This is a genomic window from Pseudoalteromonas espejiana DSM 9414, assembly GCF_002221525.1.
Classification (GTDB): Bacteria; Pseudomonadota; Gammaproteobacteria; order Enterobacterales; family Alteromonadaceae; genus Pseudoalteromonas; species Pseudoalteromonas espejiana.
This window is the reverse complement of the sequence record NZ_CP011028.1, coordinates 2657493-2674997: the sequence shown is the minus strand read 5'-3', so window position 1 is coordinate 2674997 and position 17505 is coordinate 2657493. Positions and strand designations below refer to the sequence as shown.

12 protein-coding genes are annotated in these 17505 nt (G+C 38.2%); 5 read left to right on the top strand and 7 right to left on the bottom strand.

The annotated features are described in order from the left end of the window. Window positions 1–228: 228 nt before the first annotated feature. Genes PESP_RS12210 through bcsR form a run of 6 tightly spaced genes read right to left on the bottom strand, consistent with a single transcriptional unit; the run spans window position 229 to window position 11000 of the window. On the bottom strand, window positions 229–4047 hold the full coding sequence (locus PESP_RS12210; protein WP_089348253.1) for a cellulose synthase subunit BcsC-related outer membrane protein: 3819 nt from the start codon (window positions 4045–4047) through the stop codon (window positions 229–231). After that, entirely contained in the window at window positions 4038–5165 is a 1128-nt protein-coding gene (gene bcsZ, locus PESP_RS12205; RefSeq protein WP_089348252.1) for a cellulose synthase complex periplasmic endoglucanase BcsZ, read from the bottom strand. Before bcsZ ends, PESP_RS12210 begins: the two co-directional genes overlap by 10 nt. After that, window positions 5165–7411 (bottom strand): cellulose biosynthesis cyclic di-GMP-binding regulatory protein BcsB, encoded by a 2247-nt coding sequence (bcsB, locus tag PESP_RS12200; RefSeq protein ID WP_089348251.1) that lies wholly within the window; start codon window positions 7409–7411, stop codon window positions 5165–5167. Before bcsB ends, bcsZ begins: the two co-directional genes overlap by 1 nt. After that, entirely contained in the window at window positions 7404–10073 is a 2670-nt protein-coding gene (bcsA, locus tag PESP_RS12195) for a UDP-forming cellulose synthase catalytic subunit (protein ID WP_089348250.1), read from the bottom strand. The genes bcsB and bcsA overlap by 8 nt, the downstream gene beginning before the upstream one ends. A 2-nt stretch (window positions 10074–10075) precedes the next feature. Continuing rightward, complete coding sequence (gene bcsQ / locus PESP_RS12190; RefSeq protein ID WP_089348249.1) at window positions 10076–10789, bottom strand: cellulose biosynthesis protein BcsQ; 714 nt, start codon at window positions 10787–10789, stop codon at window positions 10076–10078. 31 nt (window positions 10790–10820) lie between these two features. Continuing rightward, entirely contained in the window at window positions 10821–11000 is a 180-nt protein-coding gene (bcsR, locus tag PESP_RS12185; RefSeq protein WP_089348248.1) for a BcsR/BcsP family cellulose biosynthesis protein, read from the bottom strand. Between the two features lie 114 nt (window positions 11001–11114). Here bcsR and bcsE point away from each other — a divergent pair, with 114 nt between their 5' ends. The 4 genes from bcsE to tyrR all read left to right on the top strand — a co-directional run bounded on the left by bcsE (window position 11115) and on the right by tyrR (window position 16315). Beyond that, entirely contained in the window at window positions 11115–12764 is a 1650-nt protein-coding gene (bcsE, locus tag PESP_RS12180) for a cellulose biosynthesis protein BcsE (RefSeq protein WP_089348247.1), read from the top strand. Continuing rightward, on the top strand, window positions 12761–12937 hold the full coding sequence (locus PESP_RS20460) for a hypothetical protein (protein WP_164504423.1): 177 nt from the start codon (window positions 12761–12763) through the stop codon (window positions 12935–12937). The genes bcsE and PESP_RS20460 overlap by 4 nt, the downstream gene beginning before the upstream one ends. Then, window positions 12934–14514: a cellulose biosynthesis protein BcsG gene (bcsG, locus tag PESP_RS12175; RefSeq protein WP_089348246.1), complete on the top strand. Its 1581-nt coding sequence runs from the start codon at window positions 12934–12936 to the stop codon at window positions 14512–14514. The genes PESP_RS20460 and bcsG overlap by 4 nt, the downstream gene beginning before the upstream one ends. Before the next feature lie 244 nt (window positions 14515–14758). Next, window positions 14759–16315: a transcriptional regulator TyrR gene (gene tyrR / locus PESP_RS12170; protein ID WP_089348245.1), complete on the top strand. Its 1557-nt coding sequence runs from the start codon at window positions 14759–14761 to the stop codon at window positions 16313–16315. Between the two features lie 15 nt (window positions 16316–16330). On the opposite strand, the gene PESP_RS12165 is transcribed toward tyrR, so the two are convergent. Beyond that, entirely contained in the window at window positions 16331–16825 is a 495-nt protein-coding gene (locus PESP_RS12165; RefSeq protein WP_089348244.1) for a hypothetical protein, read from the bottom strand. Between the two features lie 103 nt (window positions 16826–16928). Here PESP_RS12165 and PESP_RS12160 point away from each other — a divergent pair, with 103 nt between their 5' ends. Beyond that, window positions 16929–17465 carry a thioesterase family protein gene (locus tag PESP_RS12160; protein WP_089348243.1) on the top strand — a complete coding sequence of 179 codons (537 nt, stop codon included), beginning with the start codon at window positions 16929–16931 and terminating at the stop codon, window positions 17463–17465. Window positions 17466–17505 lie beyond the last annotated feature (40 nt).

Genomic DNA, 17505 nt, shown 5'->3' with positions numbered 1-17505 from the left:
ATTGTTGTAATGGCCTTATAATTTTTTGCTTTAGCAGTTTGAGTGTTTTTTTAAACACTTAAACGCTCGACCATTCTGTATATTATTTGTAGCTAAGATAATGATTTGCTAAATGGTAGTAACACCACAAGGTAAGAGACACACCCTTATCCTAGTTACAATTGGGCTCAAGTATACATATACCTTAGTGCGAGGGGAAGCATTCGCGATGTATCACCGCCTACCGCGTTAAAAGTCAGCGTAAGGTATAATCGGCGTACCTGGAAACTCTAATGTACCGTATACAGGGTTGAAGTAGTAACGAATATACAGCTGGCCAAAGTTCGGCTCATAAAAATCAGAGCGGTCAATAGCTAAGTAACCACCAAAAAACCAATGTGGTGTTACACGATACTCAAAACTACCTTCGAGATTATAGGAAACACCAGAACTTGTATCGCCTTCAAAAACAGGGTCAACACCTGTTATTAATTCTCTATTGTATGCAGCTATTTGTAACTCTTCATCATTAGGGAAAAAGTCAATTGACTGAGTTTTTGTTTGTGAATATGAAACACCGGTTTTTAATCGGTAAACAAAATCATCGCCCCAACGTGCATCATAAGTGAGAGGTACAGATAAACCTACGTAGTTTTGTGGGCTGTAATAACCACCATGGCCCCATGTTTCTTCACTTAAATTATATTTGTATGCCCAATATAATAAACTAGCGCCAGCGGTAAATTCACGTTCTTGATTGCTAAGTACACGGTAATAAGTGCCACCCAACATACGATAGCGTTGGTTATCTTTTACGTTTTGGCCTTTATACATGGTAAAGTCGGCACTTGACCAAAAACCCCATTTGCCGCCTAAGTCATGTGATACATTAGCAGTTAGGCCTGTAGAACGTACGCCCCCCCAAACTTCACCGGTGTTTATATCTTCAAGGCCCGCATAAGAAAGCACTGAACTTGTTACAGGGCGCTTTTCAAGTTCTAGGCTATAACCAAAGTCACCAAAACTATCTGCATAATTTACACCCCATACAATATCTTCAATTAAGAAACCAAGTGGGGTAGTGCCTACATCTACGCGCCAATTTTCATTTTGCCAGCCAATACCTACATCTACACCGCTTTCCTCTGGTGTGACTTCATCGATTGCACAGGTAAAAATACACAGTGCACCTTGCCCGTAGCGGCTGCCTGCAAACTGTTCATCAAAACGTGTGGTTTGTGCGCTAATACTAGTAGGGTCTACTTTAATAAAACCTTGGCCTTGCCATAGAGGAAAGTATGCTTCTATTGGCACTAAACCGGCTCCAAGCGTTGCTTCGCTTTCGGTACTAGTTTGGCCGCTAAAGTTTACGCCTATGGCAATGTAAGCTTGGTTTTTGTTTTGCTCGTTTATTAGCTCGCGTTTAGCACCATTTATATACCAAGGGTCGTTTTCATCTATTTTTAAAAGGGACTCATATAGCTCTTTATCGTTTAGAGTTCGATCAGGTGAAAGTGTTTGCGAATACCAAGTTTGAGCTTGCTCTGATTCATTAAAGTTACTAGCTACCTGTGCGCCCAAATAACGAAGCTCTTGATCGTTTGGTGACTTATCAATAAGTTGTTTTGCTAAATAAAGCGCATCGCCTGAATAATTAAACTCATTGAGTGACGACATTATTTGGCGCTGCAAGTAACCTTCTTGTGAGGTGGTTTGTGCTATTGCTTGCTTAGTTACTTCTTTTGCTTGAAAGTCATTACCAAGTTCTTTGTATGCATTTGCAATAGCGAGCATTGCTTGCGGTTCGATTGTTTGATTGCTTTGCACTTTTCGCTGATACAAAATTACAGCTGCTTCATATTGTTCTAGTGCTAGGTTTGCATTAATAAGTGCGGTAGTTGTTGCTGGGATATTTTTATATTTTTGATCTAGCTGATTGAGTTTAGCAATCAAATCACTACCAGTATAAAATTGGTTTAGATAGTTATTTTGCAACTGAATATATTGAAATGTGTCTGTTTCAGAGGCGTTCTCAGGTAACACGTAATCCTCAAACCAGCCTTTTATTTCAACTTGGTCACCTTGTTCTAATAACCATTGGCCTTGTAAAATATGCCAATAAGGCGACAGTAATGGGTCAGCGGACAAGGCACTTGAAAGTAATTTAAGTGCGTGTAGTTTTTCATCAATTTTGTACCAACTATTTGAAAGCTCGGCTTGCATTTCAGGTGTTAGCTCTCTCGCTTCTAAGTTACTTAAGTGATAAATAGCGACAGATTTATTTTTTAAATCAAGATATTGCTGACTTTGTGTAAGAGACTCATTGAGCAACAATTGCTGCTCTAGAGCAATAATATCGGCATCTCGGTTTTTAAAAGGAATGTATTTAAGTGTATCTAAAGCACCTTCATAATCATTTATAGAGCGTAAAAATAAAGCATGGCTATATCTTATTTGGGGGTTAAGCGGGAATTGCCACAATACATTATTAAACAAACTACGTGCTTGCTGGGTAAGACCTTTTTGTTGGTATATAAAGGCTAAATCATAATAAAGCCAAGGTTGCTCTGGTGAAAGTTCAATTGCCTGTTTAAGTAATTCTTCTGCTTTTACTAGATCACCCTCATTAGTATACTCACTCGCTTTATCTCTTAGAGTATTACTAATTGCAGTTGCATAAGAGGGGTATATTAAATTTCGCTGCTTAGCATTTAATGAGTTATAAAAATTGCTAATTGATTTTTGGTTTTGATCAAGCTGCGCAATATTCAATAAGCCAAGTAAAGCATTTTCATATAAAGGGTTTGTTTTTAGTGCGCCTTGATAGGCGGCCGCTGCTTGTGTGTAGTTTCCTTGAGCAACTAACAATAAGCCCTTATTATAAAGAAAAGCTTCTTGGTCATGATTTAATTGCTCAGCTAGTTTTAGTTTTAACTGTGCAGTTTCAAAGTCGGATTGCTCTATGGCGCCTTCCATTTCAGCCATGTACTGCCAAAACTTCGCGACAGTTGCGAGTTCTTTAAGTCCTTCACGCTCATCAAAGTTAGGTGTGTATTTTTGAGCGGTAAAAAAATAGTAATACGATTTTTTATACTCGCTTTTGGCTAGATACAAATATCCCAAGCTGCGCATCACTTCTTTATCGGTTGGACGACCTTTTAAAGCCTTTAGTAGCAAGGGCTCAGCTTCTTTTAATTTTTTTGCATTGAGTAAGCGATCACCCTTACGCCAAAGCTGATATGCAGGATCAGCAAGTAAGGCTTGTCTTACTTTTAAATCTCTTTGGAAGTCTTCATATTGTAGCTTACCCTTACTACTAAACGGATAAACAGTGAAGTAGCGCTGATACTGCTCAACTGTATTTTGAGTAAGATCCATACTTTTTAAAGTTGCAAGCCAAATAAATTCGACTTCATTAATAAAGGTAGGACTTGCTCCGTATTTGCTTAAAATATCTATAGCTTTTTTATTTGTAGGGCTTTTTTTCAGCAAGTGCCGTGCATACGGAACTTCTACTTGACCTATATTCGAATAAGCTTTTAATAAGGTTTTATAACCCTTTGTTACGCTTTGCCATTGTGTATCGTCTTGTGAGTACCAACTTAAGTGTTCTAGTTCGTATCTCAAAGAAGGGTATACACCTTTAAACAATGAATTATAAATAGCTCTTGCTTGATCATACCTACCAGCTCGAGCTAATAACTTAGCCTCCTGAATGCGTGCTTTATCAACACCTTCGGCTTTTGATAGTGCACTGAGCTGAGCTACACAGGGATGTTGTATTGACCCCCCTGTATTTATTTTATTAAGTAGCTGATTTGCCTTGCTGTATTGTTTATCAGCAAAGTCGTATCGCGCTAATGCACACTGTGTTTCTATTCTGGAAGGGGCAATCGCCAACAGTTTTTCTAAGCTGTCTTCAATAAGCTTTTTATTTTGCTGTGCTTCGCCAATATTTATTTGGCTTAATAGCCAATCAACAGACTGTGTATCAATATCATTGATTGTATTGGCACTTAACCCTGAGCTAAGGGCCAATGTACAAGCTAGGGCAAACCTTAACGGCATTCAGTGCTCCATGCTGGTCGTAGCGTCCCGTCTGCTGTTATTGAAAAACGCTTATTAAGCGCGCTATTACCAAATAGGTTTAGCACACTGTCGTAGTAGCGTGTTTGGGTAAATGATTTATCTACCATCAATTTTTGTTGAATAGCCATAACTAATGAATCATTAGCTTGCGATGCTAATAAAGGCAAAAGTGCTGCATTAAAGCCTAAAGGGCCACGTTTTTGTGTTTTACCTGAAGTTGCATAAGTATTTAAAGGCACATAACCGCGCTTGTTAATGTCTTCTAAAAACGGCAAAAATTGGGCGGTTAGCTCTTTTTTATAAGGTGCGTCTTCAGCCATCATGCTAGCCCACAAGTACACTCTAATAGCATTGAAGCTGCCAAGGTCTGGCACTTTTTTATCATAATAAAACCCTTTGGCTGGGCTATACATAACCCAATCTGGGCTTACACCTTTGTAGGCTGTATCTAAAATCAGTTTTGCAGAGCCCTCATGTAATTGTTGCCAAGGAGAGTGTGGGTATAATTTGCTAAATTGCTGGTAAATAAATAAAGGAGAGTAACTTGGGTTTAATTTGTAAGTGTCATTTTTAAATTCAAACCCAGCAGGTGCAGGTAATAAAGTTAAACCTAAACCAGAAATATAAGCGGTTTCTTCGCGCATAATACGCTGCGCCATAACTGCGGCTAAAATACTGTAACGACGCTCATCCCAAAGAATAGCCGCTTGCGAAAGGCTATAAGCTATCCATAAGTCTGAATCAGACGCTGGGTTGGAGTCTAAAATTTCACCGGTTTTATCGCTATTTTCGCCCCATTGCCATGCTGGTAAACGGGTGCTTAAATCACCTTCAGATAGGTTCTCTTGCGTCCAATCTAAAATATTATCAAAGGCTGCTTTATCATTGGCAACAAGGGCAAAAAATAGCGCATATGATTGCCCCTCTGACGTTGTTATATTTTGCTTAGAACCTAAATCAATAACGCGGCCATCATCACTTATAAAATGATTTTTAAATACTTGCCAGCCTTGCCATGGTTCACACTGCTGCGTTTGCGCTGATACGGAAAAGGTAAAAAAAGCAGCAATTAATAATGCTCGGTTAAATAAGCTCATTACTTATCTCCTTCAGCTAAACGTTTATGGGTAAGTGCTTGTAGTAAGCGCCATAATATAAATGAAATTAGTAACAGCGTTAATACAGACAGTAAGGCTAAAATAAACGGGTGATCAGATAAATGAAACCACACTAAAGTATGCACAGGAATGTGGCCTACAAAGTATTGCTCATCTGTTTTAATTGTTTTAACGCCTTGCGAATTTATAACCGCGGCGCTGCCTTTTAGCTGCGTTAGTAATTGTGAATCCATAAGCGCATTGTCGAGTAGTGCGAATGCTTTTTCAGAAGTTGCATTAAGCGACACAATAGAGCGCTCAGAGTCAAAAGGTGACTGATACGCTGTAATGACTGCCATATCACCACTGCTTTTAACGCTTACTTGAATCTGTTCTGTTGTTTGCTCATCGTAAGCCCCATTGTATATGGCTTGTTTAATAGCGCGCTGATTATTACTAAGTAGCATGTTTGTTTGCGCATCCTGTTCTAATTCATCTGCAACACTGCTTGGTTTTGCAATAACGATTATATCTTTATCATCTAAGTCAGCATCTTGATTTAAATGTGCAACACTCATTCTATGAGTTGGGTAACCGGTTATTGCGCCAAAGTGACCTGTTAGGTTAAATAATAAAGTTAACGATTTTGCAGAAGGCTGTTGATCTACAAGCACTAACGTTTGTTGTAAATCGGCATATTTAGTGTACGGGAAACCACTATTTGCAAATACGTTTAAATCAGGTAGGGCAATGTAGTGATCAAACCCACTCACATCAATATTTGAATTACCGTCAATAACACCAAACTCACCACCAGGAGGGGCAATTGCACATTCTCCTTTTTTCAGCACACCAAATCTAAAATCAAAATTTAGCTCGTTACGGGTTGCTAAGTTAATACCATTTAGCGAAAAGTTTTCGGCATTTTGGGTGGTGTCAGTATTTGCAATAAGTGGCAATAAGGTTTTTGTTGTATTAAGTGTAGATTCGTCGTTATCTAGTAAGTAACCACTAATAAACTTTTGGTTTATTAGCATGTTTAAACGCGAGTCTAACGCTTCACTTTCAGGTGTACTACGGTACTGCAGAGTTATAGGGATGCCTTTTTCACGCCATGTGAATAAGTCCGGAGCAAAACGTATATTTAATTTTACTGGGCCATTGTTTAACCCTTGCGCTTGAAGCTGTGTATCAAAGTCGGTTAGCTCATCAAAATGGACTGGTCTGTCGGCACGTAACCAGCGCGGAGCATCATAAGCTTTACGAAGTGGAAGTTGATTAATTGCTTCAATACTTGCGCTTCGTCCGGTCATGACTTTGTGACCAAACGCAAGACCCGTTACCGCTGTTTTTAAGTCCTCTTCATCGCGGCCTAAAATAAGTAGCATTTTACTGTATCGGTGAACAGGGCTTGAAATAATCTCTACTGTCGGTTTTTCAACATCCGGGTAGTCTTTTAAAAAGTCGGGTTTTGAGTCGTTAGTAATAAATACTACACTGTGCTGCTCTAATGCTTTATTTATAACAACAGGGAAGTCGGCACCTCGCCAATCAGCTTGCGCACCAAACCAACTAGAAAGTGTTGCCGCTGCTTCAATGGTTTTAGTATTAGGCGTTTTTGCAAATACAAAAGGAAGGCTTAATTTACTGTAATCTTTTGCATCAAAAAATGGTTCTGGTAAATACTCTAAGCGGCTATCAATAGCCAGTTGCTTTTGATTTAAAGTAATGTTGCTCGATTTATTAATTTCGGTCCAAATAGAGCGGCTAAAGTAGTCTTGGCAGCGTAAGTCGTAGTAACCAACAAGCTCAAAGCGTACTTGGTTATAATCTTGAATATACTTAGCGTTAAGTTTTAAACTATGTTTAACGGTGTTTTTTACAATGCTAAGCTGCTCGTTTATGGGTAAAACAGTCACTAAATTCTCATTAAAATATACTTTCAAATGCGATACGTTAGCAATTAATGACGGCGAATTTGTATACGAAAAATTAAGCTGTAAATCTGTACTTAATTTATCAATTCGGTTAGTAAAATCAACACGAGAATTATTGTTTATGCCATCTAACTTATAGCCGTTAAAACCTAACGCTTCAAAATCTAGCCTTAAGCTAGAAACTTGAGCGCTTTCGGGGTAGCCATTAATAAACATAGATTTATCGTGCATAGGCTCAATAGCACATGCTTTGTATGCACTGCATGTTATAAACAGTATTAGAAATGTATTAAGCAAATTTTTAATCATAATTATTATGCACTATTGGTTTTTTAGGGGTGAAAGTATTTACATATACAGCGATTTTTGTCATTAACTTTACAAAAGGCTGTAATGGTTTTGGAGCATGAAACAATAAATTGCTAAATCCTCTCAAACTGGTTTTTTGTACTTCTTTAAAGCTGTAAGAGGGGCGGTCATGGCGAAAGTTGTTTTGCCAATCAAGCCACGCATCGGCTCTCGAAAAAGTACATTGTATAAATGCTTTTTGCTTATCTAAAGAAAGATCTTTTAAGGTTAAGCCAATTTGTTTTTTTCGGGTATTACATACATAGGTGGTAAACGAAAATTGTTTATTTCCGCGGCTCATTAACAGCTCTATTTTATCGTTTACGCGACATAAATGAGCATGCTCAGTTTCAATACCAACCCCGTTATCAGAATAATCAGTGATTCTAACTTTTAATGTATGGCCATTAGCTAAGCGCACGCCTGCGGGGAAATTGGCCTTTATTCTATGAGATTGCCTTACTTGTCTTGCCTCGGCGGCTACCGCAACCGCAGCACCTAAAATTATAATATTGTAAATTGCCCATCCCATACTAATTAGTAATACGCCTACTTGGGTTGGGTCACCAAAGCCTAGGCGTAATACACCAATGAGCATGCCAATTAAATTGATAAGTAAAAGCACAAGGTAGGGTTTAGAAATCCCCCAGTCATAGTGCTCTTTATCATTTAAGCCACCCTTTTCGGTTACGTTAAACTTACCTTTGTTAGGGTTAATTAGTGCAACGGTAGTTGGCTTTAATATATACCAAGCAAGAACTGACTCATAAACCTCGCCCCAAAAAGAGTAACGATATTTACCTTGTATCCGTGAGTTGGTTGCTTTTATTTGTATAAGAGTAGGTACCACGTAAATAAAAATGGCTAAAAATGGGGCATAAATTATATAGGCGTTAAAGTAAATAAGCGCCAAAGGAGCGGTTAAAAATACAATACGTGGAATACCAGATAAAAAATGCAGCATGGCATTTAAATAACAAAGTCGCTGCGCAACATCGAGCCCTTTGCCGAGGATTGGGTTATCGAGCCTAAATATTTGCGCCATACCACGGGCCCAGCGAATACGTTGGCCAATATGAGCCGATAGGCTGTCGGTAGCAAGGCCTGCTGCTTGAGGTATATTTATGTAAGCTGTTTTGTAACCTGCACGCTGCATACGCAAAGCTGTATGAGCATCTTCGGTTACAGTTTCAAATGCAAAGCCACCAATACTGTCCAGCGCTTCTCGTTTAAGAACCGCACACGAGCCACAAAAGAAGGTGGCATCCCACATGTCGTTACCATCTTGTATCAGCCCATAAAAAAGCATGTTTTCGTTAGGTATTTGGCTGTGGTTGTTTAAGTTACGTTCAAAGGGATCGGCTGAGAAAAAGTGATGCGGTGTTTGAACTAAACACACTTTGCTGTCTTTTAAAAACTGGCCCATGGTCATTTGTAAAAATGAGCGAGCAGGTACGTGGTCACAGTCAAAAATAGCGATGTAGTCGCCATCGGTGTAACGCATAGCGCTATTCATATTACCGGCTTTAGCATGGTTATTATCTGGACGTGTTAAATACCCAACGCCAACCTGCTGTGCAAACTCTTTAAATTCAGGGCGTTTGCCGTCATCCAAAATATACACATTTAGTTTATCAGCTGGCCAATCAATGCTCATAGCTGCCAGTGTTGTTGGCTGCACAACACTTAACGGTTCATTATAAGTAGGAATGTAAACATCAACCGTAGGCCATAAGTCAGTATTTTCAGGCAGTGGTATTGGTTTTCGCTCAAGTGGATTTATGGTCTGAAAAAAGCCCAATATAAGCACCAGCCATGCGTACGTTTCAGCAAGTAATAAACCTGCACCCAAAGTAAGTGCTAAAGGGTCGTCCCAATTAAGTGTTTCGGTGTAGCGCCACCATAAATACCGTGACGATGTGGTCACCGATAAAGTGATCATAACTATGGTCGCCATCTGACCTTTAACGCGCTTTAGACCATAGGCAACAATTAAAATAAAGCTAATAAATACAGCCTGGGCTTCCAAGCTAAAGGGAATAGTTATAAATATAGCGAGCAAAAATAAAATAAAGGCAACAACAACATATTTTACTAGCTTGTTTTGCCATATCTTGGCATCTGCCATTGTTTTAAACGCGCTTTTTTTAGTTTTATTATTATTTTTAGAGAGTAAACGCTTTAATAATCGGCCTAATTTTAAATCAAACCAGCGTAGTTGCCTTAACGAGTAGCTAACAGAGTTGTAAAATTGCTCTGAAAGGCGTTTTCTTACTGAGCTTTTTTTAGGTTTATATTTAAAAAACAGCAAAAAAACACTTTGAATAATAAAGCGCAAAATATTTGAATAAATAAAAGTACGATAAGGTAAACGCAAATGAGGGTAGTAATCGTAAAGCACTAATTCAAAGTTAATTTTATGGTCTCTAATATTGATAAAAAGAGAACTAATTAGTGTAATAAAAGGCATCAAAAAGGCTTCAATTACATTCACTTTGTGCTGATTAAAATAGCTATGAAATTTAAATAAAATATAGCGCACTAACTTTTCAGTAAAAAAAATGCTCAGCAAAAGATATAAAGTGCTATGAATAGGTCGCTGGTAAAAAAGTGAAAAGCTCATACTTACAGTGCCGATTTACTGACTAGCCAGCCAGCGAGTGTTTCAAAGTCATCGTTAGCAACACTGTATGGCGCACAATTGAGGGCCACGTTACGATACGCAGTAGATTCTTTAATTACCTCATCACTGTTGATGAAAAAAGGGGCCACTAAAGGAAGCGTAGACTGCCACAAAGAAAACAAATCAAACTCAAGGGTAGATGCACTATTGTAGCGATTAACTAAAAAGAAGTGCTTCCATTGGTTATCTGCCTGCTTTAGCTTTTGTAGTTTTTTATAAATTAGGCTGTGGCAAATAGCATCGCAGTTAACAATTTCTACAACGATATCATTTTTTGTTAAGGGGTAGAGCGTAATATCTATGTGGGCTGGGCAATCAAAAATAAGCCAAGTGTTATTCTTATAATCCAGTTTATTGCAATTGTTAACGGTGTTGAATATATCTGCCGTTTTTGTAGTTTTATCCCCAAATGGCAAAAAAACGATGCCGTCACTATCTATATGAAAGTGTTGTAACGCCTCTTCAAAATTATCAACATTGCTCCAGCCTTGGCTGTATTTCCAGGGTAAACCAAAGTGCAGGCCTAAATCGCTTTTAGAGTCTAAATCTATAGCAATTACATCAGAGCCTGACCTTTTTAATACGCAGGATAAGTTGGCAACCATAGATGTAGCACCTGTGCCGCCTTTAATGCCTTTAAGGAAAATTCTTTGCAAGGGGTTGTTTACCTGTTGATTTAATTTTTATTTATACGTTTATAGCACGTTCAATTTCGTTGAGTAATGCGTATTTTTTTATTGTTTGTTTATTTTTTTGTTTATTTACAATTTCAATGTAATCTTCGCTTTTACCGCCAAAGCGGCGAGCTAAGTTCTCAATATCATTTGATGTTAACGTTTGAGAGCTTTTAGTCGCTAATTTATGCATTGTTACCTGTTTGGTTAAGTTTATTATTTTTATTTAATGTGGACAATATTTGTCTATTATATATAGAATAGCAGGTAAAACTAGTAAAAAAGTATTTTTTATAGGCCAAATTAAGTGCAAAACTTTAACATTTCAGGCTTGCAGCCTTCGGTAGCAGAGCTGAAACCTGCATCGATATATGCTATTTTAGCCCCTTTGGATAACTTTGCTACTGAACTGGCATTACATTCAATTAATAAATCATCAACAACTGATATTTATATTGTTTCTTCTCAAATAGAAACATTTTTTGATAGTTCCTTTTCTGCAAACATTAATCACGCATACGATCAAAATAGAGTACATCCGTTTTCGTTTTCTGCAGATACGCGAGAGTGGCCAAAAGAACAAATAATTAAAAGTACACTTAAAGAATTAAATGCTTATAAACACCTAAATAATTCATTGGTTTTGGTTCATTTTAATACTGCAGATTTAGCCTCACTTTCGCAGCAGCAGCTAATTAACTGCGTTCAGGCTTATAAAAAATTTAGCAGTGAAACTGGCGCGTGTGTTTTATTTATTGCATCGGGTCCAGATGTTGTTAACACGCGTTTTTTATTCAGGCGCCTAAATACGACGCTTGATGGTCTTGTGTATGTTGATAATGACTCGGCAATGCGAGTACTAGAATATGACTACTGGCACCACAGCACGGGTATTGTGGCATCGCAGCAATATCAGTTAACGATAAGCGACGGGCAATATGTTGTACAGCAAAACAATATAGCTGAAAAAGAAACACATTCAGCAGGTGTGTTCGCCGATGAATATGATGTGTGGATTGTTCAAAGTGCGATACCTGAGGGAACTAAACTTCCTTCAAAGTATAAAACAGTAAAAGACAACACAGAACTTTTTAGTAAAGGGCCGAAGCTTGAAGCGGCAACATTAGTGTTTGCAGTTACACGTTACACAGACTTAGCTTTATTAGGTAAGCAATGCTTTGAGCTTAGAAAAAACTGCGGTCGTTGGCTTAAGTTGGTTATCCAAAATGTTGATGGTGTGATCCGTCACCAAGATGAATGTTTGTTTTTAACACTCGGTGTAAACCTTATTTTGTATAGTTTTTCAGAGCCCTCAAGGTTGTTATCGCAAATTCAATCTATTCAAGGCTTTCAGTTTTCTAGGCCACTTCCGCCCTCTGTTGAGCATGTATTAAAGTTTACTGAAAACACGTTTTCAAAAGGGTATTTACCTTTTATTGAATTTACCAAGCAAGTGGAAGTGCATAGTGACTCTGCAGTTAACTTAGGTGTAAGTGGTGTATTGGTTAAACTTGAGCTTTTACCTCGAATAGACCCTATACATCCGCTACATTTGTTTCATATTAAGCGTGAAGGTGATGTATTTAGCTTGGTAGATAATACGGTTTATTTATATTTGCACGCGTGTCGCGAAAACGATGTAAATAATGCGATTAAACACTTATTTAAATTAGAAACGAGTGACTTTTTCTCTCAGCAAAATATAATTTCTGATCATTTTTATATCCAACAAGAATGTAAACAGTTAAGGCGCCTTTTTAGTGGACAAAAAATTGTTGATTATTCAGCACAACTAGCTGAAAACGACAGTTATAAATTTGCCCCTAATATTGCACAAAGTGTGACTAAAGATATTGAAACGCCAGAATTTAAAAGTGATATTGAAACGCCAGAATTTAAAAGTAACGATAGAGTAGACGCGGTGCCGTTTGCTATGCGTTTAAAGAGTGAATCATGAGTATTAATCAGTTATTAATTACTGCATTTTTGGCTATGTTAGTTGGCATACTGTTATGTATGGTTGGAACATTAGCATTTAAAAAATTAAAAAAGTATTACGCTCAACTTACTTTTAAGCACGAAGTACTTGAACCTTACAAACCAAACAGAATAAAGAAGGGTAAACAGTGAAATTATCAGGCTTAGGGGTGTGGAACCTCTATTTTTTAGTTAAGTTTGCGCTTTTTTATTACGGTGTAATTGGTTTTGATTTACTTGCAAATGCTGCGCTTGCGGCTTTTTTTGCCATTACTTATTCAAACCCGCTGTTTAATAAAGTTAAACATTGGCTTGGCGGCGTTATCGCTATTGTGTTGCTTTACAAAGACTCTTGGTTGCCCCCAATAAGCCGGTTAACCAAGCAAGCTGGCAATGTACAAGACTTTAGCTTTGGTTACTTTATAGAGTTAATCGCCAGAGTTATAAATATTGATATGCTATTGGCACTTTTTGTTATTACAGTCTGTTTTTGGTATACCTCCCAGTGGATACGTTTTACAACGGTCACGGTTATAGGACTAATATTTGTAGGCTGGCAAGGTGTAAAAACTAACAATGACTTTGCTGCCCAGCCAGTAGCGGCTAATAACGTACAAACCAACTCTCAAGCTCGATCACAAGCGCAAGTTGTAACTCAAGCAGCACAATCGCCCGACCAGCAATTACGTGATTTTTATCAGCAACAAAGTTTATTAACCAGCCAGTTTCCGCAGCAATATAATGGTGAAATGTTTGATGTTATTGTTTTAAATATTTGCTCAATGGCTATGGCTGATTTAGAAACCATAGGTATTAGCCTTGATGATTTATACAGTGACTTTGATGTGGTGTTTTCAGATTTTAATTCGGCTACATCGTATTCTGGTCCTGCGGCTATTCGCTTATTAAGAGCCAGTTGTGGGCAAACAAGCCAAACCGCTTTATTTGAGAGCGCGCCTGAGCAATGCCACTTGTTTAAAAACTTAGAAAAATTAGGCTATAAAAGTAATGTGGTCATGAATCACGATGGCCATTTTGATGAGTTTAAAGGCTTAATAAGTAAGTTTGGTGGCTTAGATAGCACGCCATTTAATATTGATTCAATGCCGGTTGCGCTAAGAGGTTTTGATGATAGCCCTATTTACTCTGACGAAGCTGTTTTAAACGCTTGGTTAGAGCAATCAAATGACTGTAAACCTTGTGCTATGTACTACAATACTACAAGTTTACATGATGGTAATCAGTTAGAGAACCAGCCAAGAGTTAATAGTAAAGATACCTATTCAATAAGGCATAAAAATTTATTTAATGATATAAAAAGCTTTATTAAAAAGCTGGAAAAAAGTGAGCGTAATGTCATGCTGATGATAGTCCCAGAACATGGCGCAAACTTAAAAGGTGACAAAGTACAATTTTCAGGGCTGCGTGAAATCCCTAGTCCAGCTATCGTTTCTGTTCCTGTTGCTATTAAATTTATTGGCTCTGATGTGCAAAACTATTCGCAAATTGTAGTCAATGAATCAACCAGTTACTTTGCACTTTCTGAGATAGTTAGCAAAACATTGAAAACCGATTTATTTGGCGGAAATAATAGCGTTGTGAATCTATTGGAAAATTTGCCTAAAGCGCCTAAAGTTGCTGAAAATGAGGGGACGATTATGATGTATGTTAATAAGCGCCCTTATATTCAGTTAGATGGTGGCGATTGGACGCCATACCCTGAAAACTAATTAACTAGAGGTTAGGTTAACCATAAAAAAGTAGTTAGTTGTTTTTAAAATCGCAGCTTAATTCAATGAGACCCCCAATAGTTGGACATACTAATTATTGGGGGTTTTTTAGTATTAAGGCATGCACTGTGCCTTTAAACTCAAATAGCCGTGCGCTTGTCCAAAATTGTTTACAATAAGCTGTATTCACTCCCTGAGTTAGCGTATTATTCGATTAATATAGTTTTTCCTTGTTTGAGGATGTATGCGTTTAGATATTCACTGTGCTGATAGGGTCGGTATTGCCCAAGAGATCCTAAATATTTTAGTTAACTACGATGTTGACTTAAAAGGCATTGAGGTAGATTCGGTAAATTGCCGTATGTATGTGAGCTTTCCTGAAATTGAGTTTGAGCAATTTCAAAAAATTATGCCTTCTATTCGTTTAATTGATGGCGTGCATGATGTGCGAACAACTGCATTTTTACCGTCTGAGCGAGAGCACAACGAATTAAATACCTTACTACGCGCCTTGCCTGATGGTGTAATTTCGATTGATGCTAAAGGCTGGGTGCGCTTATGTAACGATGCTGCCTGCAAAGATTTACAGCTGAGTGAAAAAGAAGTGGTTGGCGCAAACATCAATAATCTACTCAAAGGGTTTAACTTTACACGTTGGCTAGAGGGTAAAGAAGTATTAGGGCAAACAACTCGAGTTGATGTGGCTGGTGAAGATTTTATTGCTGATATATTGCCTATTGCCGTACCACAAGGTGGGGAAGGGGATGTATTAGCCGGTGCAGTAATTAATATAAAATCGCAAAGTAGATTAGGCCAGCAAGTTAGCGCGTTTAGACGTTACGGCCAAGAAAGCTTTGCGACTATTCATAACTTTAGTACGGCTATGCGCCGTGTAGTGCGTGAAGCACGTAAAATGTCGCAGTTAGAAGCGCCGATATTAATAACAGGTGAAACCGGCACCGGTAAAGAGTTATTAGCGCGTGCTTGTCACTATGCTTCTAATCGTTCGGTTAAACCATTTATAGCACTTTCGTGTGCATCGCTTCCTGATGATGTGGCTGAGTCTGAGCTGTTTGGCTATGCAGGTTACGAAGAAAATACAGCGCCAAAACGTGGTGTTTTAGAGCAAGCCGACGGCGGTACTGTATTTTTAGATGAAGTAGGCGAAATGTCTACTCAGTTGCAAACTAAGTTACTGCGCTTTTTACAAGATGGCACCTTTAGAAAAGTAGGCGACGAAAACGAAGTAAAAGTTAATGTGCGCATTATTGCCGCTACCCAAAAAGATTTACCGGCAATGGTTCAAGAAGGTGTATTTAGAGAAGATTTATACTACCGAATTAACGTATTAACGCTTGAAATAGCACCGCTAAGAGACCGTAAAGCCGATGTAGGTCCACTTGCAGAGCACTTTATTCAAAAATACGCGCAGCAAAATGGCCACGCCATACCGCTTTTATCGCAGGAGTGTTTAAGCTTTTTACAAGACTACCCATGGCCTGGTAATGTGCGCCAGTTAGAAAATGCAATTTACCGCGCAGTGTCGTTGCTTGATGATAGCGAGCTTCGCGTAGAACATTTGCAGCTGCCTACTTTTACGCATGATTTAGGGTATTTAGAATCAGACTTTGAAGGCTCATTAGATCAAGCCGTAAAACGTTTTGAAGCAACATTACTGCGTAAGCTTTATCCTGCCTACCCAAGTTCGCGCCAATTGGCTAAGCGCTTAGGGTTAAGCCACACGGCAGTGGCTAATAAACTACGTGATTACGGAATTAATCGTAAAACCGTAAAGGTGTAATAATAGGCATGGGCACTAGTTTTTAGTGCCCATATTTTTGGTAACGCCATCTATGGCAATGGTCTCTATGCCGCTTTCATCAAAGTTAATTACTATGCTTGCGTTATTACGGGTAAAAAAGTAACTGCGCCCGTTAAGCTCTATTACATAGTCTCCTTTTACTACATCACTAAATTTTTGCTTTTTTAATGACACCTTATGCTTACCTATTTGCCAGTCAAATTCTTTAATAAACCCGTTGTTAAACTCTTGCACCCATACTTGGCTATCGTCTTTTGAAAGTGTAATAGCAACAGAGTAAGAATTAGGTAGCTGCGACATGTTGTAGCTTTTGTCACCTATAGTAAATTTGCCAACTTGCTGTTGCCACGCAAAGCCAAAGTTAAATGGCTTTTCAATGCCGGTAGGGTAAGTTACTGTGCCTTTTCCGTTTAAGTTAAAATCGGCAAGGGCGTTATTACTAATACATAGCAAACAAGTAGAAAGTAGTGCGGCTAATTTAAATTTCATAATAATACTTTTTTATATTTATAGATTGAGATTAAAACAGAACATTCGCCTTAACAAGTGGCTATGTTACACTCAGTTAACTTTATACTGGTAAGACCTTCTCGTGAACTTATATATTAGACTTCTTTTATTATTTTTTAAAATTAAACGTAATCGTGATTATCAGCAGTTACTCGATACCGTTGATATAGATTACAAAGCACTCCCTACCGATTGTGATATAAACTTACACCTCACTAACTCTCGTTATTTAGCTATGATGGATTTATCGCGTACTTGGATGATTGAACGAATTGGCTTGTTAAAGCAAGTGATGAAACGCCGTTGGTTTCCAATTGTAAACGCGACAGCCATTACTTATATTCGCGATATTAAGCCAATGCAGCGTTATACCATTAGCACAAAGTTGGTGGGGTGGGACCACAAATACTTTTATATTGAACAAAAGTTTCATTCAGCGCGAGGCTTACACGCCATAGCATACGTACGGGGTGTATTTAAAACTAAAAAAGGAATAGTGACCATCGAAGAAATGCTAGAAGTGGCAGGTTTTGATGGAGTAGCGCCTATTTTGCCTCCAGAAATTATGCACTGGAAAGAAATGCTAGAGCAAAAAAAGGTAAATAACTTGCCGCGTTAATTGCCTTTAAAATAAGGCCTTTCGGCCTTCAACACACAGA